Origin of the sequence: Psychrosphaera ytuae (assembly GCF_017638545.1) — a bacterium.
In the GTDB taxonomy this organism is placed as follows: Bacteria; Pseudomonadota; Gammaproteobacteria; order Enterobacterales; family Alteromonadaceae; genus Psychrosphaera; species Psychrosphaera ytuae.
Map to the genome: position 1 here is coordinate 905,076 of NZ_CP072110.1, position 25,304 is coordinate 930,379.

The window sequence follows — 25,304 nt, forward strand, 5'->3', positions numbered from 1 at the left end:
AAATTAATCGAGCTTGTCAGTTGCCACTTTATAACGAGGATCTTCATTTACATTGATCTCGACGAACTTTTGCGCCTTGTTCAACAACGAACGACACTCTGGGCTAATGTGACGAATATGGAGTTTTTTACCGGCCTTTTGATATTTATCGGCTAAGCCATCTAGGGCATCAATACCCGAGCTGTCCCAAATACGAGACTCTTTAAATTCAATCACAACGTGCTCAGGATCTTGATCGACTTTGAATAAATCACGGAAGTAAGACACAGAGCCGAAGAATAGCGGACCGTCTAGCTCATATACTTTCCAGCCTTCTTCATCGATGCGAGTTTTAGCGTTGATGTGTGATGCGTGTTTCCAAGCAAATACAAGTGCAGACACGATAACACCAACAATTACAGCAATGGCCAAGTCAGCAATAACGGTTACACCGGTTACTAAAATAAGTACAAAAGCGTCTTCTTTGTTGGCCCCGCGTAATATGCGGAACGACGCCCACTCAAAGGTACCTAAAACAACCATAAACATTACACCCACTAATGCCGCTAGTGGGATTAATTCAATCCATGGTGCAAGGAATAAGATGAACGCAAGTAGAACAACGGCAGCGGTAATACCCGACAAGCGGCCACGACCACCAGAATTGATGTTGATCATTGATTGACCAATCATGGCACAACCACCCATACCTCCAAAGAAACCATTGACGCTGTTGGCAACGCCTTGGCCGATACATTCACGGTTTGTACTGCCACGAGTGTCAGTAAGCTCATCGATAAGCGATAAGGTTAATAAAGACTCAATTAAACCAACAAGGGCAAGAATTACTGCAGTTGGTAAAATGATGTATAAGGTTTCTAAAGACAAAAAGCCAGTTTCAGGTGCCGGAATAGCAAAGCTAGGTAATTCACCTGCTAACGTTGCCGTTGCTTTTTCAGCTTCAGGTAGCATGTCACGAACAAAGTCGATTACGGTACGTGCTTCTACATCTAAACCATGAACAATACCTGTAACGGTCAAAATCGCAACGAGTGACGCTGGTACAGCGGTAGTGATCTTTGGCAAAAAGTGAATGATTGCCATAGTCAGAGCAACTAGGCCTAGCATGATATATAAGGCTTCGCCTTGCATCCACTGACTGTTGCCCAGTGAGTCCAATACTTTAAATTGACCCATTTGTGCCAAGAAAATAACGATCGCCAAACCATTGACGAAACCTAACATCACAGGATACGGAACGAGTCGAATAAACTTGCCGAGCTTGAAGACTCCGGCCAATATTTGCAGGATACCGGCGAGTATCACGGCCGCAAATAGATATTGCACACCGTGTGTTGCAACTAATGCCACCATTACAACAGCCATCGCGCCTGTCGCACCAGAAATCATCCCAGGACGACCACCGATTGCCGAGGTGATTAAGCCCATCATAAATGCCGCATATAGACCTACCATAGGGTCAACACCAGCGACAAAGGCAAAAGCTACGGCTTCTGGTACGAGCGCTAGTGCAACCGTAATACCAGATAACACGTCATTTTTTACATTTGAATCACTCTTGGTGATCAGATTAAACATGACTACTCCGATTAAATTTGTGGGTATTTTTGAAAGCGCGAGAGTATACCGAAAATGCGCTAACTGTTCATTAATTAAGTCAATTTATCTTAGTTCATTTTTGGCTAGATATGAGGGGTTGGTTGAAATACTCGCATTAATAAGACACCTCCATGGCGAACTTATTGTGTATTCAAAGCGAGATGCATCAAATACATTACGAGCAATCAACCGAAGACATTCAAAGAGGATGAATTGCTTTAGGAAAATTAACAAAGGGGCCGAGTCATTTTTATGTGCTTTTTAGCTTGCTGACTCTGACCCCTCTGTTCTCCCTGGAACTGTTATTCCTCAACTATCTAAATTAACGAAGCTGAAGGATAGTCTGGGTAATGGTTGAGTTAACTTCCAAGGCACGAGAGTTAGCCTGGTAGTTACGCTGAGCCGTGATTAGGTCAACCAATTCCGTTGTTAAGTTAGTGTTTGATTGTTCAAGTGTACCTGAACGAATTTGACCAAATGTACCAGAATCCGCCTCACCCGCTAATGGCGCACCTGAATCCTGACTTTCGGTCCATGATGTATTACCAATTTGAGTAAGACCTTGGTCATTAGCAAAACGAACCAGAGCGATTTTGGTTACAGGAACTGAGTCACCGTTTGAATACTTAGCTTCGATTAAGCCATCAGTACCAATAGTAACACCTGTTAATCGACCTACTGTTTTACCATCTTGGCTCAATGCCGATACTTCGAATGGCGCAGAGAACTGATTTAAGTTAGTAAAGTTAAGGTTAACACGTTGGTCAGGATCAGCACCGTTAGTAATCGCACCTGCACCGTCATAAGGAGCAACTGGAGGCGGCGCAATTGTTGTTGGAGCCGTTGTTTCACCTAAACGTTCTGTTTGTGGATAAGGGAACGTCGCTGGTGATACCGCACCTGAGCTATCAAACTGAAGTAACATACCACGCTGACCAGCACGAGTTTCAAATTCAACGCCCGTTGCACCCAACACGTTGTCGTTTTGCAGGTCGACAGGAACTGTATTGCCCTGCTCGTCTGTAACTGTGGCAAATACCATCCAACTGTTTTCATTGGCTTGCTCTGCCGCAGGAACCGCTGCGATACCACCAACAAAACCATCTGTTGCAGAGGTTGCATCAGCCGCAGCAGCCGCCTGAACGTTGTTTGGTGAAGATGTTTTAACAAAGTACATAGACGCAATGCGGCTATTACCTAACGAGTCATAAATTACGGTCGAAGTTGACGACGTGTAGGTATTTGTATCTGTTGGGTCGAATAACGTCGGGTCTAACGGGAATTCACCACTGTCTAAGTTAAACGACATATCGATTTGCGCTGTTTGCTGAGGCGCACCAGCAGTATCCGGTACTTCAATTGGTGTCGTTGTACTTAAAGAAACCGATTTGACTGAACCATCATCGTTGACCGGGAAACCCTGTAAGAAGCTACCGTTTGAATCAACAATGTAGTTTTCTGCATTAAGTTTAAATGCACCTGCACGAGTATATGTAATGTCACGGCTTAACAAGTCGTTGGTCATGGCAAAAAAGCCACCACCTGAGATTGCCATGTCGAGCGAGTTAGAGGTAAATAACAAACTACCTTGACCAAACTGCTGTGCGACATCGTTTACTAATACACCTTCACCGTTTGCTGTCTTGGCGTTAGTAAAAATGGATGAAGAATATACATCCGCAAATTCTGCGCGAGACTCTTTAAAGCCGTACGTGTTTACGTTGGCAATGTTGTTCGCGGTTACGTCTAAATCTTTTTGCGCTGCTTTTAAGCCACTTAAGGCGATATTAAAAGACATAGGATTCTCCTACTTTTACTAATCTATTCACCGACTGCTAAGATGTCAGCAAGTCCGATGGAGCCCAAACCTTGAATATTTAATTCAAGACCTGTGCCATTCTGTCCTAACGTTACTGAGCTTACGTTTCCGTATGTAAGAACAGGGATTTGTTGGGCTTCTGTCTCACCAGCCGGTAAGCCATTAACCGTTATTTGATACTGTCCTGGCGGCCAAGCTTCGCCGTCTGGACCTTTGCCGTCCCATGCAAAGTCAAGCATTCCGGCATTTTGAGAGCCGTAAGGAATGGCAATTGATTGCCCATTCTGATGTTTGACCTCGACGATTACGTTTTGCGTCGCTTTTTGCAGTGGGATTTGGCCACTAATTCCATTGCCATCTGAGTAGGCAATCGAACTTGCTGTTAATACGTTACGGCCGACCAAAGACGATGCTTCAAGGGCTTGGTTTGAAGTCATTGAAGCACTGAGCTGGTCAAATTTAGACCCTAAGTCTGTAATGCCTTCTGCCATGGTAAATTGCGTCATTTGCGCAATCATGTCTTCATTGCTGGTCGGGTTCATTGGATCTTGCATCGACAACTGAGTCGTCAGTAAGGTAAAGAAGTCTTCTTGACCCAATTGACCATTGATTTCATTGGTCGTGATGTCTTCTTCTTGCCAACGAAGTTTATCCGTTGCCGGGTTGGTTATCGTATTGTTAATCATTGGCAACTACCTTATCGTTGGCCCAGTTGAAGGGTTTTGCTCAACATAGTTTTGGCTGCATCCGCCAGCTGGACATTGGTCTGGTATGAACGAGATGCAGAAATCATGTTGGCCATTTCTTCTACGACATTAACGTTAGGTTTGTAGATATACCCTTCGCTGTCTGCCATCGGATGATTTGGGCTGTATTCAATTTTAAGCGGAGCATCACTCTCTACAATGCCAAGAACATTTACACCTTGAGACTGCTCACTTTGTGCTTTTGTCATTTCAGCAGCAAAAACTGGATGACGAGCTCGATAAGTCTGATCAATGCTACTCGAAACTGTATTCGCGTTGGCAATGTTACTTGCGGTGGTGTTTAGTCTTACAGACTGGGCACTCATGCCTGTGCCTGACACATCAAATACGTTATATAAGCTCATGATTACTGTCCTCCGCTCAACGCTTTATTCAAGCTTTTTATCTTTCCATTTAAAAAGCGCAAACTCATTTGATACTCCATTGAGTTCTGCATAAAGTTATTACGCTCAACCTGAACATCGACACTGTTGCCGTCGCCAGTATCAGGCTGCATAGGGTTTCTGAATTGTGTGCTTGAGTTCATATTTATGGACAAGTCGTAGTGCTTTTCATGTGTACGAGACATGTTGTAGCCTGACTTTTTCTGCGCATTGGACAGCGCATCAGCAAAATTAAGGTCTTTTGCTTTGTATCCAGGGGTATCTGCATTGGCGATATTACTCGCTAACACCTCAGCTCGGTCTGACCGAACTAATAAGGCGTGTTGATGTATGCCAAATGCTTTATCTAGACTGATTGCCATAATTGCTCCACAAGCAGTGATTCGTTATGGCAAATGAAATGCAAAAAGAAGGCCAAAAAATTTTGGCGGTTATTTTTTCTGGTAAATTATACCTGGATTACAGCGGATCATATCGTATTTATCACTCAGTCCCGACATAGATTCAGAGGCACCAAGTATCAAATATCCTTTAGGATTCAGTTGTTCAGCAAACTTATTGATGATTTGTGACTTAATTTCTGGAGAAAAGTAAATAAGCACATTTCGACAAAAAATAATGTCAAATTTTCCCATCAGATTGAAACTATCTAATAAATTTAGGTGCCTAAAACTTACCATGCGGCGAATGTCTGCCTTTACTTGCATCATGCCGTTTCCACTATCTTCAAAATAGTTTCGTTTACGCTCTGGGGACAAGCCACGTGACAGGGCAAGGTTGTCGTATTCGGCATTTTTACACAGCTCTAACATGGTGTTACTGATATCTGTACCCACCACTGAAAAGCTACTCTTGCTTTTCATACCGGCCGCTTTTTTGTATTCATCTATGCTCATCGCAATAGAGTATGGCTCTTGCCCTGACGAACTCGCCGCTGACCAAATTTTGACAGTGCGACCTGTGTCTATTTCTGGAAAGAGTCTGGTTTTTAGTAATTCGAACGGATAGGTATCTCTAAACCACAGAGTCTCGTTTGTTGTCATGGCATCAACAACAGCTGAACGCAACTGACGCTCAGTAGGTTTGAGAGTTTTATTTACAAGTTCACCTAACGACTCTATTCCGAACCGAGTCATCAATGGCGACAATCGACTTTTTACCAAGTACATTTTATTGTCGCCTAATACGATACCGCACTGCTGCTCTAAAAATTCACAAAAGACACGGTACTCGCTATCGCCGAGATTTTTATTTCCCACTATAAATTTACTCTACTGATCCTTAATTAGTCTTGATGCAGCCATTTTTGGACTGCGCCCGCTAATTCATCTGGATTAAACTTCGCGATAAAGTCGTCTGCACCAACTTTTTCGACCATGGCATGATTGAATACCCCACTCAATGAGGTATGCAGAATTACGTGCAAATCTGATAATTTAGGACGTGATTTAACTTCTGCAGTTAAGGTATAGCCGTCCATCTCTGGCATTTCAACGTCAGAGATTAATAAGCCAATTTTTTCGGTAACAGACTCAGCGCAATCTGCAGAAATTTCCGCTAGGTAATCTAATGCCTCTTTACCGTTTTTCTTCGCAACAATAGGCAAACCAACACCTTCTAATGCACGCTTAACCTGATTACGGGCAACTGATGAGTCATCCACAATTAAAATGCTTCTGTCACCGAGATCGTCTTTGATGCCTGAATCAGAAACAACACCAGCACTAACCTGAGTGCTTGATGGCGCGATTTCCTCTAGAATTTTTTCAACGTCTAGGATTTCAACCAACTCTTTGTCGATTTCGGTCACCGCAGTCAGATAGTTATAACGGCCAGAGCCTTGCGGCGGAGGCATAATCGATTCCCAATTTAAGTTGACAATGCGCTCAACTGAATCGACCAAGAAACCTTGAATGGTACGGTTGTATTCGGTGATGATAATGAAGCTATTTTCAACATCTTGAATAGGCCTTCCACCCGTCGCCAACCCCATATCAATCACCGAGATAGTTTGACCACGGATATGAGCGATCCCTTTTACAAAGGAGTTTAGTTTTGGCATCGATGTTAGAGGCGGACACTGCAATACTTCTCTAACTTTAAACACGTTAATTCCGTATCTCTGGCGCCCTTTCAATTTAAACAATAGTAATTCTAGTCTGTTCTGACCAACTAACTGGGTTCTTTGATTGACTGAGTCAAGAATACCCGCCATAAACTTTCTCCAAAACTAGGAACGGTACTTGCTAGTTTACGTTTAGACCCCTTATATCAAGCCATTTCCCATTAGAATCTGGGGAAATTACAACAAACGACAGCCGTATTCGGTGTGGTTTGTTCAAAAGGCAAAGGTTAAAAACGTTAAGTAGCGTATTAAAAATTAGGTTATTGATATAACAACGTCAAATTATCGACGCGTTTATTTTTATCTATCTAGGATGCACTAACTATCTTTAACTATATGATACAGCATAGTAAAAAGGCGATTAATATGTTGAAAAATTTGTTAACAATTATTTTAACTGGTGTTTATTTGTTCATTTCGATGCCAACTACATCGGCAATGGGGAAAATTTCTTTAGCACATCAAACACTTTTAGAAGAAGTTTCTGAACATGTAAGTGCTCAGTTAAACCCAAATCAAACCGATAACATCACTGTTACCGCCCTGCCACTTGACTCACGAATTAGAATCAAACAGTGTCCTGAAGATATCGTCGTGACAATGTCACAAAGTCGCAGCTTTAGCCGTCAGTTTCCTGTCAAAGCAGAATGCTTAGCCGAGGGTCACGAATGGAAAGCCTATGTACAGGTACAGGTGCAAGAACTAATCGAAACGCTTGTCACCACAACAAATATCGCCAAAGGTGAGGTCATCACTGATGACATGATTAAAAAGACCTTGGTCGACAAACACAGGGTAAACAATAAGGCGACGGATGACATTGCAAGAATCGCAGGCGGCCGTGCGATGCGAAATATTGCCCAAGGTTATCAAATCAGCAGCTCTGATGTTTGTTTAGTCTGTAAAGGAGACAGTGTCGCAATTGTTGCTACAATGTCTAATATGCAAATTAAAACCTCGGGTACTGCAATGGAAAACGGCTCGTTTGGCGAATCTATCAGAGTTAAAAACAACAACTCTGAGCGTATCGTAAAAGGGGTCATTGACGATCTACGTCAAATTTTAATTAAACTATAAGACGTTAGCTGTTTTTTCGGATAATATGCATGAATCGCCTAAAGTTATTGGGCTGAGCGCCGATATGCTTATAGAAGAGAAATACGTTATGGGTGTGTTATGGTAAACAACATAAACAATGGTAAAAATAGCGGAGTGAACAACTCTGTTTATTCGCCTAAAAATCAAAAGCTTGAGCAATTAAAGCAAGATAATGTGCAGCAGTCTCAACAACAAACTGCTTCATCTAAAGCAGCTGAGAAAGACTCCGTTGCGTTAACGCCACAAGCCAAGCAGCTAAAAGATTTACAAAAGAAGATTTCTGATACAGAAAACTTTGACCGTAAAAAGGTTGAAGAAATTAAACAGGCTATCACTGATGGCAATTATAAGATTAATTATGATAAGTTGGCTCAAAAGCTAGCGGACTTTGAATTTAAGTTATAACTATGACAGAACAATCTCAATATCAATCGTTGCAGGCATTGTTAAGCCAACAAACTCAACTGTTAAAAGACATGCAGGCCCTTCTGGTGCTTGAATTAGAAGCAGTGAAGACGCGCAGCGGAGATAAAATCATTGAGATTGCTCAACAAAAAGAAGCTCTGTTAAAAAAAGTAGTAGAAACCGACAACACCATTGCTAAGTCACCTAATGTCGAGGCGTTAACAACTGAGCCAACGTTGGTAGAAGCCAAGCAGATCATTACCCAACTCTTAGAAGAGTGCCAAACCCAAAACGAAGTGATCTATCTGACGGCAAAACAAAACGAAGTGGCTATTGACCAAGTCAAAATGTTGTTACTTGGTGGCAGTAAAAACTCTACTTACGACGCCTATGGTCAGAAAAAGTCTGGACCGACACTAACCAAAGGAATCAAAGCCTAATCCAGCTTGGCAAAATGATATGTCTCGTCCTAAAATAGCTACTAAAAAAGGAGACCTGGGTCTCCTTTTTTAATGGGTAATTTACAGCTACAGTGCATTTAAAGCTTAGCTAGTTTATGTATTGAGCCTGTAACTGTTTTAGACGTTCCATTTGTTGTTTGTCATTAATATCTCGTTGTGCAAGCTTACGCTCAGCCAACTTAACTTCGTTATTGACAAACAAGACTTCAATATAATTAACAAAAGTCTCATCAGAAACTTTCTCGTCTGCTTCTACCATAGCTTTAGATAATAAGTCTAATGCCTGCTCCTTGTTACCCAGCTTCAACTGAATCATTGCGACAGTATCTAAAATATTCGGGTTACGAGGCGCTATAGCTAAAGATTGCTCGCCATATTTTAATGCATCGTTTAATTGCCCTTCGTTCATCAAAACGTGAGCGAGGTTATTGGCAGCAACCGCATTTTGCGGAGTTAGCTCTAAGACCTTTTTATAGTATTTAATTGCTTCATCATTGTTTTTGTACGTCTGTAATGTCGCGTAGCGCAATGCATTTGCAGCGTCTGTAGGATACTTAAGCACGTGTGCCTTCAAAAATGAAACAGCCACCTGTTGCCCTTGGGTCGCATTTAGTGCACTTACTAAAAACGCGGTTACATTAGGTGTAGGTTGCTGATCATACGACGCCTTTAACAAAGGCAGTGCTTCTTTTGGCTGACGGCTCAGCATATACTTTTGACCTAACAACCCTTTGACAAAAGGTAGGCTTTTTATTTCGTCACTAAAGTTGTCATGAAGCGCCTGAAACTCTTCTAGCTGGTTACTTTGAACTAAGTTTTGAGCGTGTAAAAGCGCTATCTCCATATTCTCGCTAGAAACATCCTCCATATAAGAAGACGTCACATAAAGCGCTTCTTTGGTTAGGTTTTGAGCTTGTAGGAGACGTGTGTAGCCTTTAACCGCATTTACGTTTGACGGTTCCGTTTGATACCAAGTTTTGTAGTGGTCAAACGCTTTATCAAATTGGCGATCTTGAATATAAGCTTGTGCCAAAATACCGTTATAAGTTTCTCGCAAAGGTTTGCTCAATTCGGCATTGAACTGTTCACTTTTTAATATCTCTAGACTTTTTTTCGCGTGCCCTTCCGTTATTAGGATATTGGCATATAAAAGGCTGCGCTCTATGTCTGATGGATTTTGTTGTAGATAGTCAGCTAAGTGAACTGTCATTTTTTGTGGTACACCAAAGCGCTTGGTAAGCCCATAATGTTGAGTAATAGCAGGAGTAAAGCTCGGTTCTAGTTCGAGGATCGCCTCTAGCTTGTTTAGCGCAACTTCGGCATCGGCCACATTATTAATGGACGGTACAAGTGCGAGTGCTAATTGAATGTTTGCATTGTTAGGCGCTAGCTCGGCCGCTTGCTGCAAAAGCGCTAAAGACTCATCACGTTGACCTTTGATCAATGCGACTCGAGACTTTAACAAAAACCCTTGGACTTGGCTTTCTGACTGAGCGATCATTTGCTCTGCTAATTCTAACGCCTTATCAAGTTGGTTAGACTTCAAGTACGCAATTGCTAGTACCTGTTGCAGTTGTAACGGCTGTTTGTCTAGTTTTTCCGTCGCTAGCTCTAAGTCTTCAACGCCCGAAACGTCATTCATGGAAAGTTTGAGTAAACCTAAGTTAACTAGAGACTCAGGCTGCTCAACGTTTTCTGGAATCTCAGATAAGATTTGTTTGGCTTTTTTAAGCTGGCCATCTACAACAAGACCACGACCCACTTGTGTCATAAGCAGCGCATCGCCACTGTTGAGGTCGGCACCTTGTATGGCTGTTAACGTCTCACTTGCATCAAGTGATTGACCTAGCTTTAGCTGACTGTCTGCTAAAATTCGAATCGCTGGATGACTCTCTGGTAAGAGACCAGCTACAAGAGATAAGTGACGGTTTACGTCAGCATGGTTATTAAGAAAATAACTACTTACACCTGCAATGAGTCGCGCCGTAACATCTTCGCTGTTGATCAACAGAGCTCGCTCTGCTGCTTGATTGGCTTGCTCATACTGACGCAATGCCATCTTGGTGTTAGCTTGCAGCGTCGCAATTTCTAGTGCTTTTGGAAAGGCTTTAGCTAATTCATTAAACAGCTCGTCAGCTTGTTCAGGCTTATCTAAGTCCATATACAGACGAGCTAATAAAGCCTTACTATTTACATCATTTGGATATTGTTGAGTGTAAGTGACAAAGACATTGGCGGCTTGCTCTTTTTGATCGTTGGCAAGTAGCAACCTGCCCTTCAGTCGTAAAGCCTCTTGTTGATTTGGATAACGCTCCAACACATTATCTAATTGTACAAGTGCCGCATCAATGTTGTTCTTGATAACAAATGAATACGCTAATCCCAACAAGCCGAATTCACCAGAGCCCGGGATTTCTTTTAATTCGTCTAAAACGGCTTGTGCTTTCTCGTGCTCGCCAGCTTCCACATAAACTTTTGCTTGGCTCAGCTTTAGCTCAGCGAGTACTTGTGGTCGAGTTCCCTTTGCTTTGGCAACTAGCTTGTGGATACCTTTTTTGTTGCCTTTACTTTGATAAAGTTTGGTTAGATTGGGAACAACTTCATTCGCGTCGTAACCCAAATCCAAAGCTCGTTCGAACTCTTTTTCGGCCCCAGACACGTCTCCGACACTCATGTAAGCGACAGCTAAAAAGTAACGAGACTCAGCGTCTTCAGGCTGCTGTCGAACGGCATTTTTGAGTTGAATAACAGCGGTGCTAAAGGACTGTTGTTCAATGGATTGTTTGCCACTTTCGAGGTAGTTTTCATTATCCGAGCCACAGGCAACTAACGCCAGGCCCATTGCACCTGCAATCCAATTTTTCATTTAAATTTCCTTAGCATCCTTGGCTTTTATTATTGTTATTATCTACACAGTAATTTCACAAAGATATGTCACAAATCTATATCGAAAAAATTAGAACTTTCTAATTTTATCAACATAATTGCGCACTCTAACCACGTCTAACGGTTGACGTTCTGCATCAAGTACTCGAGCACCAAACTCATCGGCAATCTTTTTGGCAGCATTGTGCATCATATTAAATGTTTGTAGTGCCTCGCCTGCGTTTGGCAACGTCATAAAAATACTTAAACCACGAGTCGATACTTGTTCCATGTGGTCGATATCAAACGTCCCAGGGTTATACATGTTGGCCAAACTAAATAGGATTTCACCATGTCCCGAGCTTTGCTCATGACGATGGAAAAAATCCATCTCACCAAACTTGAAGCCTAAAGTGAGTAACAGCGGCAACAATTTGGCACCTTCGATCATTTCACCTGATGGTTTATCGACAAACAAGATCAGAACTTCTTGTTTGGGTTCAGTTTTTTGAGTATCTGTTGATGTTTGTTGAGCGACTGGCTGCTCAGATTGTTCCGCTGCAGATACTGAAGCAACATCACGTTCTACATCGCCTGAGCTCAATCCGCGTAGTTGCTCAGTTTCAACTTCGTCATCCCGAATATTTCCAAATGCGGAAAAGCCCTCAACCAAAACAGTGTCATCGTCGTTACGGAAGCTGCTGATATTGTCAATATCACTAGCTTCGCCAACATCTACGTTTTTAACTTGGCTTGACGTAACTTCCATTCCAGCAAACTCTGCTTGTTGGTTTTGTCTTTGTTGTTCAGCTGACTGAGACGATTGAATTTCGACATCTGGATTTTGATTGAGTTGTCGAGCGTGACTCAAAAACGACTGCATTTCACCCTGTTTTTGTTCAGGTTGATTTGCGCCGGACAGGTTGGGTTCGGCTAAATTAGCTTCGCTCGTGACAGTTTGGTCCATCTCAGTTTTGGATTTGTCGTAGATAGAGTCTACATTCATATCCACCACTGGAAGACCTGTAGTACTTCCCTCTGAACCATTATCGGATAAATCAGAGAAATCGATTTCCATTTGTTTGATTTTTAGAGCTTGGATTTCTTGCTCTTCTTCATCAATCTCTGGCGTTTCTTGCTGTTTTTGTTGTTCTGCTTGCTTGCGTTCTTCTAAACTCGTTTTTCTAACTGTCCAAATGCCGTGCAACACCACCGCACCGACTGCTAATGAACCTAATAATGAAAGCGCTAAACGTAACTCTTCTGCCATTTTTATTATTAACCTTTTGCTTTCTATCCGTATTGCTTATCTGGGCAAAATCTATAAATTGATTACACCGCTTCTGCCATTTCAACGGCTTGCTGAATGTCCACGGCAACTAATCTCGACACACCTGGCTCTTGCATTGTTACACCGGTCAAGTGGGTTGCCATTTCCATTGCAACCTTATTGTGACTGATATAAATAAACTGAACAGAATCTGACATTTCGTTAACCAGTTTACAAAAACGCCCCACGTTTGCGTCATCGAGCGGTGCATCGACCTCATCCAACATACAAAACGGTGCTGGATTTAGCTTAAATATTGAAAAGACCAATGATAATGCGGTCAGGGCTTTTTCGCCACCACTTAACAAGTGGATCGTTGAGTTTTTCTTACCAGGTGGACGGGCCATAATGGTCACACCTGTTTCTAATAAATCGTCATCGGTGAGTTCTAAATAGGCTGCACCGCCGCCAAACACTTTTGGGAAAAGAGTTTGTAGACCTTCATTGACTTGCTCATAGGTCTCTTTGAACTTAGCTCTTGATTCTCGGTCAATTTTTCTAATTGCCGCTTCGAGCGTTTCTAGTGCACTGGTTAAGTCTTCAAATTGCTCGTCGAGATAACCTTTACGTTCAGCCTGAATGTCATATTCTTCAATCGCGGCTAAGTTGATTGCACCCAAACGCTGGATTGAGTGTGTGGTTTTCTCCAATGCTTCGCTCCACGCTTCTTTTTCTGCTTCGCTTGGCATGTTTTCGAGAAGTTCTTTGAGGTTGACATTCATCTGGGCCAAAACTTCAATCATATTTTGCGCCCGAACTCTTACCCCTTCCGATTCCATTTTGACATCGGCAATAACATCACGCATCTTATCTAATTTAGCCATAACCCCAGACTGACCTTGTTCAAGGGTTTTGATTTGTTCTGCGACGTCCGCCACAGCTTTGTTTTGTTCTAGTAATAACTCCTCTAATTCGAGTCTTAGCTGTAATTGTTCTTCGAGCTGCTCGTGTAGTAATTCTGCCGTTTGTAGTTCTTGACCTTGGTCTAACAGCTGAGTCAACTTTTGCTCTGTTTGCGCTCGGTGAGCTTCGGCGCGTTGAAGGTTTGCTGTTAGGTTAGCGATTTTAGATTTTATGTCTTGTACTTGTAATTCGACTTGCTGACGCTCACGGTTTATTTGTTCGACCTGAGATTTGATGTTTTGTAAACGTCTTTGTGCCTCGGCTTTACCTTCCTCAGTTTGTTCAGAGTCTTGTTGTAATTCGAGCTCTGACTCTTGTGCCATCAACAACTCTTCCTGCAACATTTCTATGCTCAGTGCTGACTCTTCGATTCCTTGCGAGAGTTCATTGAGCTCCTGGCTTATTTTGTTTTTTTGTTGAAGCACAGAGCTGGCTTGTTGCTCTAATAAACGAATTTCTAGTTCGCAGCTGTGTTGTTGTTTTTGGCTTTCAGCAAACTTACTTTCTAGCTCTTTCAAAGACGCATTTGCGTCTCCAAGTTTTGCTTCTAGTGTTGTTTGTTGCGCCATTAAATCTGCAAGCTCATCTGATTGAGATTGTTTCAAGGCAGATAACTTTTCGATCTCTTGTCGCTTTTGTAGGACCGATTGATTACCTGACTGTTCGAAGTTACCTCGACCTTGCCAGTTTTGACCAAACCAAGTGCCGTCGGTCGTCACTGCAAAATGCCAACCTTGTGATAACAAGGTTTGTGCATGTTGTTGATTGTCTGCCAATCCAATCAAATTAAACCAAGCGGGAAATACGCCATCACGAATAACACTGGCGAGCGAGCCAGGTTGGCTATCCGCTTGTTTGCCCGATAGTAAATACTGACCATCATGCGCTTGATGATGCGCCTCAGACGGCAACTTATTAACTAGTAAGGGCTGACCGTGCTGTTGCATCATATATTCAACGGCAGCAAGCCATTTGGGTTCAACATCAAGCGCAGATATTGCCGGTCCCAACACCTCAATTTGCGTTTGTTGATTTTGAGTTTGTTCAAACTCAATTTGCCAGTTTTGTAACTGCTCAAGATGAATAGTGGTTTCGTGCAGTGCTCGCTCTGATGCCTTTACCGCTTGCTTTGATTGTTCGTGCTGCGCAGTTAATTCAGTGGCGGTCTTTTGCCACTGCTGAATTTGGGATTGCAAATCAGTTACTGTATCGGTGAGTTCAGTCAGTTTTGCTTTGTGAAGCTCAATCTCTTCTTGATGCTCATGAATGGACAAGTCTTGTAACTCTTGACTTAAGTCTCGCTGGCGCTGTTGATTTCTTGCTAACTCTATTTGTGCGTGATGGACTCGAGTTTCAATGACCTTGACGTTTTGTTGGGCCTGAGACAAATTTTTGAGTTGCTGAGCAATGCTATTTTGCTGACGCTCGTAGCTTTCTTCGGCTGCCAATAACTCCGCTTGAACTTGTTCGTATTGTTCTGTCGCCAACATTTGTTGAGGTTCAAGGTCTTCAAGCTGTAATTCTAGGGTCTGAAGGTTTTCGCGCTCATGCTCGAGTAACTCGTCGGCGTCTTTTATTGCCGATATCAGCTGTGTTTTTTGATCTTCACGCTGGCTAGCGCGTTCTTGATCAAAAACAATCTGTTGCTCAAGTTTGGTGATTGTATTTGAGGTTTGAAACACCTTTTGTTGTGTTTCTTGTGCTTTGTCGTTGAGGCTATTGAGCTGTTCTTTGAGTTTAATCAGCCCTAGCTCACCACCTCGTTGCTCGGCCATGAAGGACTCGAGTTCGGTTTCTTTTATCAGTCTTTGTTGCTCGTGAAAATTGAGTTGCTCGTTGTACTCATGCCATTTCAAGGCATGGAGCTCAGCTTTGTATTGACGTTCTTGTTGTTTCAGCTGTTTATATCGACGAGCTGTGGCCGCTTGTCGCTTGAGTTTTTCGAGTTGAGTTCCTAACTCTTCGCGAACATCCGCCAGTCGTTCGAGGTTTTCACGAGTGTGTTTAATACGGTTTTCTGTTTCTCGACGGCGTTCTTTGTATTTAGAAATACCCGCGGCTTCTTCTAAAAAGATCCGCAACTCTTGAGGTTTAGACTCTATAAGCCTTGAAATCATCCCCTGTTCAATGATCGCATAACTTCGTGGACCTAATCCCGTACCCAAGAAGATATCGGTAATATCGCGACGGCGACATTTAGTGCCATTTAAAAAGTAGGAAGAAACCGCATCTTTAGTCACCAAACGTTTGACCGATATTTCATTACGATCCGCTAGTTGGCCTTGTAAGCGCCCTTCGGTATTATCAAATACCAACTCAACAGAAGCTTGAGATACCGGCTTACGATTAGTCGAACCGTTGAAAATAACGTCTGTCATGGCATCGCCACGCAGGTTTTTGGCAGAACTTTCGCCTAACACCCAACGCACAGCATCGATGACGTTTGATTTGCCGCAGCCATTAGGCCCGACAATTGCGGTCATCTGCTCAGGAAAAGGAACGGTGGTTGCATCAACGAAGGACTTAAACCCCACCAACTTTATATGTTTTAAGCGCATTTATTTTCTAACGTTCTGCCGAGTGTTTAGTAACGATAATTTATTGTTGTTATATAAGGCCGCATTTGTCATTTTGCGACCAACCGAATAACTTACAGCAACTGTTGTTTTTTACCATATCTTTATTCGAAATTACTTAAAAGTGAATCGAACTTCTTGTTGCGGTTATTATATCTACAGTTGCACCGTGCTTGGTGCAAAGCCGTGAAAGATAGCAAATTTTGTTGTACTTTGTAACACTTGAACGATTGCAGCTTGTCCCTATTTAAAGGTAAGTTTGTAACAATCAGGCTAATAATAAAATTGGAGAACGCGATATGACCATGGGAGATGGTATCAGTTATTTTTTTCGTGGATTTGGTTTACTTAAAACCAAAGGACTCAAGCGATTCATTTTGATCCCGCTCGCGGTTAACTTTGTGCTCTTTGTCAGTGCCTTTGTCTATTTGTACCAACAAATTTCGGTACATATTGGTTGGGTTCACGACAACATTCCTGACTGGTTGAGTTGGCTCGAATTTATTTTATTACCGTTAGCGTTACTCATTATCGTGCTTTTGTTTGGATTGTTTTTTACAACAGTTGCCAATTGGCTTGCCGCGCCGTTTAACGGTGTACTTGCTGAGCGAGTCGAAATGCACCTCAAAGGTGAGCAACCCAAGCAAGACTCGATGACCGCTTTAGTTAAAGCCATTCCGCACACCTTAAAACGAGAATGGCGTAAGCTGGTATATTTTATTCCTCGAATGATTGGCTTTTTCTTAATCGGTTGGTTCTTTCCGATTATTGGTCAGGCAATTTGGTTTGCATTTATCGCTTGGGTTTTAGCCATCCAATACTGCGATTATGCGTTTGATAACAATCGATATAGTTTTGATTACATGCGTTATATTTTGAGCGACAACAAAAGCGCGTGTTTTGGCTTTGGCGCTACGGTGTCGATCGCTACATCAATTCCGCTGTTAAACTTATTGGTAATGCCTGCGGCTATTTGTGGTGCAACAATTATGTGGGTTGAACAACTTGAACATCAATCTAAAGAGCACAGTTTATCGGACAGTCAATCAGGTACTTAGCAGTAACTTAAGTTCCCTAAATCTCGCCAAAACCGTTGCAGTCAAATGGCGTTGACGTTATTTTAGGCAAAATAATAACAATAAAAATATGGAAATTGTAAATGAAGGTTCCTGAGAGTCTTTTAAAAACACCTGAAGAAAAGCAGTTTAATAGTGCCTTAATCATTGGCTTGATGCTTGTCGTCTCATTGAGCATATTAACCGCCTATTTGTTTTTTGCATATGGTCAAGTGAGCCCGAGTGAAATTGGCCAAATTGGCGAGTACTTTGGCGGCTGGTTAACGCCTTTGTTATTGGCCTTTATGGTTGTTTTATTGATCTTCTCTCTTCGATTTCAAATTCATGAGTTGCGATTAGCACGGGCAAGCATCATTGAGTCCGCCTCGGTCCAAAGTCGAGTTGCAGAAAGCCAAGAACAATTACTGTCCCGAACTCACACTAATTTTGAAATTGAATCGGGCGCAAAAGGACTAATAAGCCTTGTTGAGCAAAGCGACGAAATTTTGCGAACTAAAGTCAATGTATACGTCGATATTATTAACTTTGATAATAAGCTTCCTCACGAAACACGACTGTTAAATGTTATTGACTCTTGGAACTTAGATTTGGAACACGGCAAGATCTTTGACATGAAGGTACGCCATAGCCGAGATGCCAAAGTCATTTCTAAATACTTACACAACATTCACCACGAAATTTATATTTGCCAAACCTTAGCCAAAAACCGTGGTTGGTCCTATATTTCGCCTTACGTTAAAAGTATCGCTGAACACATTGAAGCATTAGTCACACTGCACAAGGTTAACTTAGTTACTGAAAAAGAAATATGGCTAGTAAAACAAGCGGTACTTAGTCTCTATGACAAACTAGGCCACATTAAAGGCGGTGAAGTCCTTGTTGGTGGTGATATCATTGCTCGTTTAATTAAAGACCGATTTGAAGAGCTTATTGAGTTTATTCCAACCCCACCTGCCTTCGCCAAAGAAGCGGAAGCATTGTTAGAAGGTAGTAAGGAAGTGACCAAAGACGTCAAAAAAGCCACTCTATTTTAATTCTCTCAGTTTTAGTTCTCCCTGTATCACGCCTAATGGTTTGTATTGAAACTATTAGGCGCGATATTCCCATAAAAGTGTACGCTTTACTTGCCAATCACTGCCAACTTAAACACCTAGCCACACTCCATAAAGTATAGACATTAAAGAGCAAATTCGATTTTTAAAAAAGGTCGTGTTACCCTATTTTAAAAACGTTTTGTATACAAATTAAATACAAAGCATTCAATCCAAAAAACTAGACAAAGGATAGGTGTCCCTTGATTGATTATACTTTTATTTCAATTCTGCTGTATTTTGCGTTGATGCTCGGCATTGGTTTTTATGCCATGCGTCACTCGACGGCCGACAATAATGAATATTTGTTGGGTGGAAGAAATGTAAGCCCTAAAGTGACCGCATTGTCAGCTGGCGCATCAGATATGAGTGGCTGGATGCTAATGGGTCTTCCCGGTGCAGCCTTTGTTAGCGGGTTAGACAGTGCGTGGCTCGCTGTGGGTTTGTTGATCGGCGCTTATGTTAACTACATTTTAGTCGCTCCTAGACTGAGAGTTTATACTGAGTTGGCAGACGACTCGTTGACTATTCCAGAATTCTTCTCTAAGCGCTTTTCATTAAACAACAGTTCGGTTCGAATTGTCGCGTCTGCTGTGATCATTTTCTTTTTCACTTTATACACATCTTCAGGGCTAGTCGCTGGCGGTAAGTTGTTTGAAAGTGGATTTGATATGGCCTACCAAACCGGTGTTTTGGTCACTGTATCTGTCGTTATTTTGTATACGGTACTAGGTGGGTTTTTAGCGGTAAGTATGACTGACTTTGTACAAGGCTGTATCATGTTTATTGCATTGATTATGGTTCCACTGTTTGCAATGGGCGAATTAGATGGATTAGGTCAAATTACTGAAACTATTACGTCCGACTTTGGTAATCAAGTTGCGGCCAAAGATGCCTTGGGCTGGCTTGGTGTATTAAGTTTAATGACTTGGGGTTTAGGTTATTTTGGTCAACCTCATATTATTGTTCGCTTTATGGCGATCCGTTCACACAAAGAAGTAAAAATTGCTAAACGCATCGGTATGTCTTGGATGACTGTGACTATAATTGGCGCAGTTCTAACAGGTATTGTTGGTTTTTATTATGCGAGCCAGACAGGCATGCAAGTCGATGATCCTGAGACCATCTTTGTGCTGTTATCACAAATTTTATTTCACCCGCTGATTGCAGGCTGGCTGTTGGCAGCTATTCTTGCTGCTATTATGAGTACAGTGTCTTCACAATTATTGGTTTCGAGTAGCTCATTAGTCGAAGACATTTATCGAGTCTTTATTAATAAAGAAGCTTCAGAGAAAGAATTGTTATTCACAAGCCGTCTTTGTGTAGTCATCGTTGCCGCAGTCGCAACGGCTATCTCAATGGATTCTACCAGCGGTGTATTAGATATTGTATCTAGTGCCTGGGCTGGATTTGGTGCGGCCTTTGGACCGGTTGTTTTATTCGCATTGTTGTGGAAGCGGATGACGAACGAAGGCGCAATTGCTGGTGTATTGTCAGGGGCTGTAACTGTCATTTTTTGGAAGTACGCTCCTGTATTAGCCGATGATAAGGCGTTAGGAAGTGTGTTTTATGAACTTCTGCCAGGATTCATTATTTCTAGTATCGCTATTTATGTAGTTAGTACGCTAACAACACCACCTAGCGACGAAACAGAAGCCGTTTTCAATAAAACACAAACGACTCTAGACGGATAAGCTCCTAACATTTACCTATGGGTTACAACAGGCACAGGGTTTTTGACTTGATCTCTGTGCCTTTCACGTTAAAGTGCCCGGGTTAAAAAAGTAAAAGGTATCACTTTGGAAAAATACGAAGAACTATTGGTCGCAATTCGACGTGTCATTCGAGCTATTGACTTGCGATCAAAAAAACTCAGCAAAGATGTTGGAATTACAGGGCCTCAGTTATTGGTGCTGCAAGAACTCAAAGCAGATCCAGGTATCACCGCTAAACGCGTTTCAGACTTGGTCAATCTTAGTCAGGCTACGGTGACAAGTATCCTAGATCGATTGGAAAACAAACAGCTTATTAGTCGTGTTCGAAGCGAGTCAGATCGACGCCGCATTGCTTTATACCTTACAGAAACAGGTGAGAAAACCTTAAATGACGCGCCAAGATCAATGGAAGACAGCTTTATTGAGCGATTTAACAAACTCGAAGATTGGGAGCAATCTCTTCTGCTTTCAAGTGTTCAGCGAGTCGCCAATATGATGGACGCTAACGAACTTGACGCTGCTCCAATTCTTAATATTGGTGAAATTGACCCTAAGATATAAACACACCTTTCCTTATAAAAAAATAAAAAGCACCTTCTGGTGCTTTTTTTGTGCAAGTACTCTAATCCTTTTCTAAGCTCATAATAGCTTCTGTACATGTTTCGCATAGTTAGAAAACTAAGCAAAACATTAGACAAAACATAAAAAAGCAAAAACAAAAAAACACACATGGAACGTACTGTAATATTTAATACACTAATCAAAAAACAGGTAACCAAACAAGTAGACACTATAAAACAAGAGTTAAAATAATAAACAACTATAAAATTCGCGAATAACACGTATTAACAAGAACAATACCATTTAGTACAATAATGATTAGACATCAAAGTATTATTATGTATAATTTACAACCTAATTTGAGCAACGGGATTTATTAATGAATACAAACTCTTGGAAAAACTGGAAACGCATTGTGTTGAAGGTCGGTAGTGCATTGATCGCACCGAGTGGCAACGGCTGTAGTGCACACCAATTATTTCCAATCGCTCAATTTATTATTGAGTGTCGAAAGCAGGGAAAAGAAGTGGTGTTAGTTTCTTCAGGCTCAGTGGCGGCAGGTCGTCACTTATTTGACAGCCCAGAACGCCCTTCTCTTGCAATAAAGAAAGCCATGGCTGCCGCAGGTCAGGCTGAGATGGTAGGTACTTGGGATAGATTATTTGATTTTCCGACCTCGCAAATCTTACTTACACATGGAGATCTGCGTGATCAAGAACGTTATCAAAGTATTCGCGATACACTAGAAACATCGTTAGAAGCAGGAATTCTTCCAATCGTAAACGAGAACGATACGGTGACCACTGATTTACTAAAAGTCGGTGATAACGATAACTTATCGGCAATGGTAGCGGCGGCGGCTGATGCTGATGCACTAATAATGTGTTCAGATATCAATGGGTTGTACAACAAAAACCCTAAGTTACACGAAGATGCAGAGCTGTTAAGCGTTGTTGATGAGATTAACGACGGGATCAAAGCAATGGCCGGTGGTGCAATAAGCTCAACCGGAACGGGCGGTATGTTAACCAAGTTACAAGCCGCAGAAAAAGCCACAGCGCACGGAATTACGACCTATATAGTGAATGGCTTTGAAGCTGAAACGTTCTCAAGGTTAGTACGTGGTGATAATCCAGGCACCATGTTTACGCCATACAAAAACCCTATGCAAGATGATTTGCATTGGTTAACACACACAACCCGCGCCCAAGGTGAGATCATTGTTGATCAATCGGGAGCTGGCCAAGTCTTGGATGAAGAACAAAATCTATCAAGTGACCATTTAGTCGAAGTCAAAGGAAACTTTAATATCGGCGATACGGTACTGGTGAAGACAAAAGATGGAACCCGACTAGCAAAAGCAGTCGCTAATTACAGTAGCTGTCTAATGTCATTTATTTCCGACCAGCAATCGCCCAACGACCATTCGTTTCCAACGATTGAGTCACTGATAGAAGAAGATAATATTGCCGTATTAAAGGAGGCCTAATGAGCTATATTGAAACGATTTCAAAAGCTGCCAAATCTGCATCAAAGCGTTTGGCAATTATGTCAGAACAACAAAAAAATAAGGTTCTGCTACGCATGGCAGAGCATATTAAAGCTGCGCAAGAAGGCATTTTAAAAGCCAACGAAAAAGACCTAGCGCAAGCCAAAGAAATGGATTTAGACGATGCCTTTGTTGATCGCTTAACACTAAACGAACAGCGCATTGATGATATGGTCAACGGTATCAAAGAGATTGTATCGCTGGAAGATCCGGTCGGTAACCGTCGCTCTGTCACGACTCGCCCTAATGGCTTAGAAATAGAAAAAATGCGGATCCCACTTGGCGTAATCTGTATGATCTATGAGTCACGTCCTAACGTTACCGCAGATGCTGGCGCCTTGTGTTTTAAATCTGGTAATGGCGTTATCTTACGTGGCGGTAAAGAAGCCCTAAATTCGAGCTTGGCGATTGCCGACGCGATGCACAAAGCATTACAAGAAAACGACTTACCTAAAGAGTTAGTCTCAGTCGTCGACAATCCAGCTCGTGAGTTGGTAACCGAGTTAATCTCACAAACGGACTATATCGACCTTGTCATTCCTCGTGGTGGCGAAGGGCTAATTAAGTTTGTCAGCGATAACAGTAAAATCCCAGTGATCCAACACTTTAAAGGTGTGTGTCACTTGTATGTCGATAAAGATGCCGACTTTGAAAAAGCATTAAAAATCTTAGAAAACGGAAAAACTCAACGAACTGGTGTATGTAACGCGCTTGAAGGATTATTAGTTCATGAGCAAATAGCGGGTGATTTTTTACCATTGGCTGCAAAAATGTTGCAAGAAAAAGCTGTAAAAATAAACGCTTGTCAACGCTCACATGGATTTTTTCTAAGCCCAATTCTACTTCCAGACACAGAGTTTGGTGAAGAGTACTTGGGTCTTGAAATAGCAGTAAGAACGGTTAACTCTTTAGAACATGCACTTGAGCATATAGACCAGTTTGGTAGTCACCACACAGAGGTAATTGTTACTGAAAACAAGGACTCAGCAGAACTGTTCCAACGCGCTGTAGACGCCTCTGTGGTTATGGTTAACGCAAGTTCGAGGTTTTCTGATGGCTCTCAATTAGGCCTGGGCGCAGAGATTGGAATCGCGACAACCAAGCTTCACGCTTATGGTCCAATGGGTCTTGAATCTCTCACCGCTGAGAAGTTTGTGGTGACTGGTGAAGGCCAAATTAGAGTATAGTTTTGGTGCACTCCACTACTCCAACCCGCTTTATGCGGGTTTTTTTTTGATTTGCTTGTTTTTAAAAGCAAAATTAAAATACTCGGCTACACTAAAGTTGAACTCAACAACAAAGAGACGGGATACTATGAAAAAAGTATTAAAACTTGGCTTACCATTAGGTGTAGCAGCACTATCTATGGCAAGCTTTTCGACTTATGCAGATATCCGCTTTAACGGATTTGCTTCATTTGTCGTCGGTCAAAACCTTGAGGATGACGTAGCAGACTACGTAGGTTATGGCGATGATTTATCTTTCCGTAACGAGTCTTTGTTTGCGCTGCAAGCTATTGCAGATTTAGGTGATGGATTATCAGCGACAGCTCAAATTGTTTCTCGAGGCTCAGATGACTTTGACACAAAGTTTGCTTGGGCATATTTGTCTTATGAACTTTCGGATTACACCACGTTCCGTGCAGGTCGTTTGCGTTTGCCATTCTACCTGTATTCAGACTTCTTAGATGTGGGCTATGCGTACCCGTGGGTTCGTCCTTCAACGGCTATGTATAACTTACCGTTTAGTAACTACGACGGCGTTAGCTTACTACACAACAAACTAATTGGTGAGTGGGACGTCACATTCAACTTTATCGCTGGCGAGTTAGAAGATACCTTCTTTAAAGATACGTCTCCAACGCGCGGATCTTTAAATAACATGTTTGGTCTTTCAACATCATTCAGCCGTGAGTGGTTTAGTGGTTATTTTACTTACATCTCTGGTGAAGTAGATATTCCAGTGGCAGAGGTCCAAGCTTTCGCGAACCTTGCAACGGCACTTGGTGCAAGCCAATCGGCAACTGATGAGTTATTAATGAATGGCGATACAGGTACCTTTATCGGTGCAGGCTTTAACATTGATTACGACAAAGTATCTATCATTGGTGAGTACTCAGTTAACAACACTGACGACTCGTTCCGCCAAGAAGACATTAAGGCTGGTTACTTAAGCTTTGGATACCGTGTTAACTTCTCGTTTATGCCTTATGTATCGTTTGAAACATATGAAGTAGAAGCAAACACGTCTATTGCTGCGGGTATGCCAAATGTTGTGATCCCAGCATTAGGAACACAATTTGACGGTTTCCCTTTACAGGCAGCGACTAGCGCCATCGTAAATGGTATCCAACAGGATGAGTATACAGTTACGTCATTTGGTTTCCGTTATGACTTCCACCCTGCGGCAGCATTCAAAGTTCAGTACAGCTCAGTAGATAACGACATCAATGACTTTTATGATGCAGAACTTATCTCAGCTGGTGTAGACATTGTATTTTAAGGAGTACTACGGATGAAAAAAGTAACCTTAGGACTGAGTTTGGCTCTAGCGTCTGCACTATTTAGCTCAAGCGTATTTGCGGTGAACGTTATTGTTCACCCATCTAATGATTCGAACTTAGATCAATCAACAATCTCACGTATCTTTTTAGGAAAAGCAAAAGCTTTTCCTAACGGCACATCAGTTGTTCCTTTTGATCAAGCTGAAGGGGCTGGCGCAACTGAGGAGTTCAATGAAAAAGTGTTGAACCGTTCAGGCAGCCAACTTAAAGCATACTGGTCAAAGTTAGTGTTCACTGGTAAAGGTACGCCTCCAGAAAAACTGGACGGTGACGCTGCAGTTATTGAGAAAGTCGCTAGCACTCCAGGTGCAATTGGCTATATCTCTGGCGATGCCGGCGGTAACGTAAAAGTTGTTGCTACCTTCTAATTAGTTAGCCGTTAACGATAAAGCGAAAAGCCAGACTGTGAATAGTCTGG

21 protein-coding genes are annotated in these 25,304 nt (G+C 42.1%); 11 read left to right on the forward strand and 10 right to left on the reverse strand.

Going from position 1 to position 25,304, the window contains the following annotated elements; translation table 11 throughout:
* Positions 1-3 precede the first annotated feature (3 nt).
* From J1N51_RS04035 to J1N51_RS04065, 7 genes are all read right to left on the reverse strand, one after another.
* Positions 4-1,578 (reverse strand): SulP family inorganic anion transporter, encoded by a 1,575-nt coding sequence (locus tag J1N51_RS04035; protein WP_208832700.1) that lies wholly within the window; start codon positions 1,576-1,578, stop codon positions 4-6.
* A gap of 343 nt (positions 1,579-1,921) precedes the next feature.
* The gene (flgE, locus tag J1N51_RS04040) at positions 1,922-3,397 is read right to left on the reverse strand and encodes a flagellar hook protein FlgE (RefSeq protein ID WP_208832701.1); all 1,476 of its coding nucleotides are present in this window, start codon (positions 3,395-3,397) and stop codon (positions 1,922-1,924) included.
* 23 nt (positions 3,398-3,420) lie between these two features.
* The gene (locus tag J1N51_RS04045) at positions 3,421-4,104 is read right to left on the reverse strand and encodes a flagellar hook assembly protein FlgD (RefSeq protein WP_208832702.1); all 684 of its coding nucleotides are present in this window, start codon (positions 4,102-4,104) and stop codon (positions 3,421-3,423) included.
* 11 nt (positions 4,105-4,115) lie between these two features.
* The gene (gene flgC / locus J1N51_RS04050; protein ID WP_208832703.1) at positions 4,116-4,529 is read right to left on the reverse strand and encodes a flagellar basal body rod protein FlgC; all 414 of its coding nucleotides are present in this window, start codon (positions 4,527-4,529) and stop codon (positions 4,116-4,118) included.
* A 2-nt stretch (positions 4,530-4,531) separates the two neighbouring features.
* Positions 4,532-4,930 carry a flagellar basal body rod protein FlgB gene (flgB, locus tag J1N51_RS04055; RefSeq protein WP_208832704.1) on the reverse strand — a complete coding sequence of 133 codons (399 nt, stop codon included), beginning with the start codon at positions 4,928-4,930 and terminating at the stop codon, positions 4,532-4,534.
* 69 nt (positions 4,931-4,999) lie between these two features.
* Positions 5,000-5,827 (reverse strand): CheR family methyltransferase, encoded by an 828-nt coding sequence (locus J1N51_RS04060; RefSeq protein WP_208832705.1) that lies wholly within the window; start codon positions 5,825-5,827, stop codon positions 5,000-5,002.
* A 26-nt stretch (positions 5,828-5,853) separates the two neighbouring features.
* Positions 5,854-6,783, reverse strand: coding sequence for a chemotaxis protein CheV (locus J1N51_RS04065; protein WP_208832706.1), 930 nt, complete (start codon positions 6,781-6,783; stop codon positions 5,854-5,856).
* A 276-nt stretch (positions 6,784-7,059) separates the two neighbouring features.
* On the opposite strand from J1N51_RS04065, the gene flgA reads away from it, so the two are divergent.
* From flgA to flgN, 3 genes are all read left to right on the forward strand, one after another.
* Entirely contained in the window at positions 7,060-7,770 is a 711-nt protein-coding gene (gene flgA / locus J1N51_RS04070) for a flagellar basal body P-ring formation chaperone FlgA (RefSeq protein WP_208832707.1), read from the forward strand.
* Between the two features lie 99 nt (positions 7,771-7,869).
* Positions 7,870-8,196, forward strand: coding sequence for a flagellar biosynthesis anti-sigma factor FlgM (gene flgM, locus J1N51_RS04075; protein ID WP_208832708.1), 327 nt, complete (start codon positions 7,870-7,872; stop codon positions 8,194-8,196).
* A gap of 2 nt (positions 8,197-8,198) precedes the next feature.
* Positions 8,199-8,636, forward strand: coding sequence for a flagellar export chaperone FlgN (gene flgN, locus J1N51_RS04080; protein WP_208832709.1), 438 nt, complete (start codon positions 8,199-8,201; stop codon positions 8,634-8,636).
* Positions 8,637-8,745: 109 nt separating this feature from the next.
* Here the strand turns inward: flgN and prsT are convergent, their stop codons facing one another.
* The 3 genes from prsT to smc all read right to left on the reverse strand — a co-directional run bounded on the left by prsT (position 8,746) and on the right by smc (position 16,313).
* A complete protein-coding gene (gene prsT, locus J1N51_RS04085) occupies positions 8,746-11,523 on the reverse strand; it encodes an XrtA/PEP-CTERM system TPR-repeat protein PrsT (RefSeq protein WP_208832710.1) in 2,778 nt (925 codons plus the stop codon).
* A 90-nt stretch (positions 11,524-11,613) separates the two neighbouring features.
* A complete protein-coding gene (gene zipA, locus J1N51_RS04090) occupies positions 11,614-12,792 on the reverse strand; it encodes a cell division protein ZipA (protein ID WP_208832711.1) in 1,179 nt (392 codons plus the stop codon).
* Between the two features lie 62 nt (positions 12,793-12,854).
* A complete protein-coding gene (gene smc / locus J1N51_RS04095; protein WP_208832712.1) occupies positions 12,855-16,313 on the reverse strand; it encodes a chromosome segregation protein SMC in 3,459 nt (1,152 codons plus the stop codon).
* 317 nt (positions 16,314-16,630) lie between these two features.
* Here smc and cysZ point away from each other — a divergent pair, with 317 nt between their 5' ends.
* From cysZ to J1N51_RS04135, 8 genes are all read left to right on the forward strand, one after another.
* The gene (gene cysZ, locus J1N51_RS04100; protein ID WP_208832713.1) at positions 16,631-17,389 is read left to right on the forward strand and encodes a sulfate transporter CysZ; all 759 of its coding nucleotides are present in this window, start codon (positions 16,631-16,633) and stop codon (positions 17,387-17,389) included.
* Between the two features lie 101 nt (positions 17,390-17,490).
* Entirely contained in the window at positions 17,491-18,441 is a 951-nt protein-coding gene (locus J1N51_RS04105) for a hypothetical protein (protein WP_208832714.1), read from the forward strand.
* 305 nt (positions 18,442-18,746) lie between these two features.
* The gene (gene putP / locus J1N51_RS04110) at positions 18,747-20,192 is read left to right on the forward strand and encodes a sodium/proline symporter PutP (RefSeq protein ID WP_232842887.1); all 1,446 of its coding nucleotides are present in this window, start codon (positions 18,747-18,749) and stop codon (positions 20,190-20,192) included.
* Positions 20,193-20,297: 105 nt separating this feature from the next.
* On the forward strand, positions 20,298-20,774 hold the full coding sequence (locus J1N51_RS04115; protein WP_208832716.1) for a MarR family winged helix-turn-helix transcriptional regulator: 477 nt from the start codon (positions 20,298-20,300) through the stop codon (positions 20,772-20,774).
* Between the two features lie 379 nt (positions 20,775-21,153).
* Positions 21,154-22,263, forward strand: a complete 1,110-nt coding sequence (gene proB / locus J1N51_RS04120; protein ID WP_208832717.1) for a glutamate 5-kinase — start codon at positions 21,154-21,156, stop codon at positions 22,261-22,263.
* Positions 22,263-23,510: a glutamate-5-semialdehyde dehydrogenase gene (locus J1N51_RS04125; protein ID WP_208832718.1), complete on the forward strand. Its 1,248-nt coding sequence runs from the start codon at positions 22,263-22,265 to the stop codon at positions 23,508-23,510. The genes proB and J1N51_RS04125 overlap by 1 nt, the downstream gene beginning before the upstream one ends.
* Positions 23,511-23,637: 127 nt before the next feature.
* Positions 23,638-24,825, forward strand: a complete 1,188-nt coding sequence (locus tag J1N51_RS04130) for a hypothetical protein (protein ID WP_208832719.1) — start codon at positions 23,638-23,640, stop codon at positions 24,823-24,825.
* Between the two features lie 12 nt (positions 24,826-24,837).
* Complete coding sequence (locus tag J1N51_RS04135) at positions 24,838-25,254, forward strand: type 2 periplasmic-binding domain-containing protein (protein WP_208832720.1); 417 nt, start codon at positions 24,838-24,840, stop codon at positions 25,252-25,254.
* Positions 25,255-25,304 lie beyond the last annotated feature (50 nt).

Bases quoted from the DNA above. Each gene is read 5' to 3' on its own strand.
- flgE (WP_208832701.1), bottom strand. From the start codon at position 3,397: ATGTCTTTTAATATCGCCTTAAGTGGCTTAAAAGCAGCGCAAAAAGAT.
- proB (WP_208832717.1), top strand. From the start codon at position 21,154: ATGAATACAAACTCTTGGAAAAACTGGAAACGCATTGTGTTGAAGGTC.
- putP (WP_232842887.1), top strand. From the start codon at position 18,747: ATGCTCGGCATTGGTTTTTATGCCATGCGTCACTCGACGGCCGACAAT.
- prsT (WP_208832710.1), bottom strand. From the start codon at position 11,523: ATGAAAAATTGGATTGCAGGTGCAATGGGCCTGGCGTTAGTTGCCTGT.
- smc (WP_208832712.1), bottom strand. From the start codon at position 16,313: ATGCGCTTAAAACATATAAAGTTGGTGGGGTTTAAGTCCTTCGTTGAT.
- flgA (WP_208832707.1), top strand. From the start codon at position 7,060: ATGTTGAAAAATTTGTTAACAATTATTTTAACTGGTGTTTATTTGTTC.
- J1N51_RS04125 (WP_208832718.1), top strand. From the start codon at position 22,263: ATGAGCTATATTGAAACGATTTCAAAAGCTGCCAAATCTGCATCAAAG.
- J1N51_RS04065 (WP_208832706.1), bottom strand. From the start codon at position 6,783: ATGGCGGGTATTCTTGACTCAGTCAATCAAAGAACCCAGTTAGTTGGT.
- zipA (WP_208832711.1), bottom strand. From the start codon at position 12,792: ATGGCAGAAGAGTTACGTTTAGCGCTTTCATTATTAGGTTCATTAGCA.
- J1N51_RS04105 (WP_208832714.1), top strand. From the start codon at position 17,491: ATGAAGGTTCCTGAGAGTCTTTTAAAAACACCTGAAGAAAAGCAGTTT.
- flgB (WP_208832704.1), bottom strand. From the start codon at position 4,930: ATGGCAATCAGTCTAGATAAAGCATTTGGCATACATCAACACGCCTTA.
- J1N51_RS04045 (WP_208832702.1), bottom strand. From the start codon at position 4,104: ATGATTAACAATACGATAACCAACCCGGCAACGGATAAACTTCGTTGG.
- J1N51_RS04130 (WP_208832719.1), top strand. From the start codon at position 23,638: ATGAAAAAAGTATTAAAACTTGGCTTACCATTAGGTGTAGCAGCACTA.
- cysZ (WP_208832713.1), top strand. From the start codon at position 16,631: ATGACCATGGGAGATGGTATCAGTTATTTTTTTCGTGGATTTGGTTTA.
- flgM (WP_208832708.1), top strand. From the start codon at position 7,870: ATGGTAAACAACATAAACAATGGTAAAAATAGCGGAGTGAACAACTCT.
- J1N51_RS04135 (WP_208832720.1), top strand. From the start codon at position 24,838: ATGAAAAAAGTAACCTTAGGACTGAGTTTGGCTCTAGCGTCTGCACTA.
- flgC (WP_208832703.1), bottom strand. From the start codon at position 4,529: ATGAGCTTATATAACGTATTTGATGTGTCAGGCACAGGCATGAGTGCC.
- flgN (WP_208832709.1), top strand. From the start codon at position 8,199: ATGACAGAACAATCTCAATATCAATCGTTGCAGGCATTGTTAAGCCAA.
- J1N51_RS04035 (WP_208832700.1), bottom strand. From the start codon at position 1,578: ATGTTTAATCTGATCACCAAGAGTGATTCAAATGTAAAAAATGACGTG.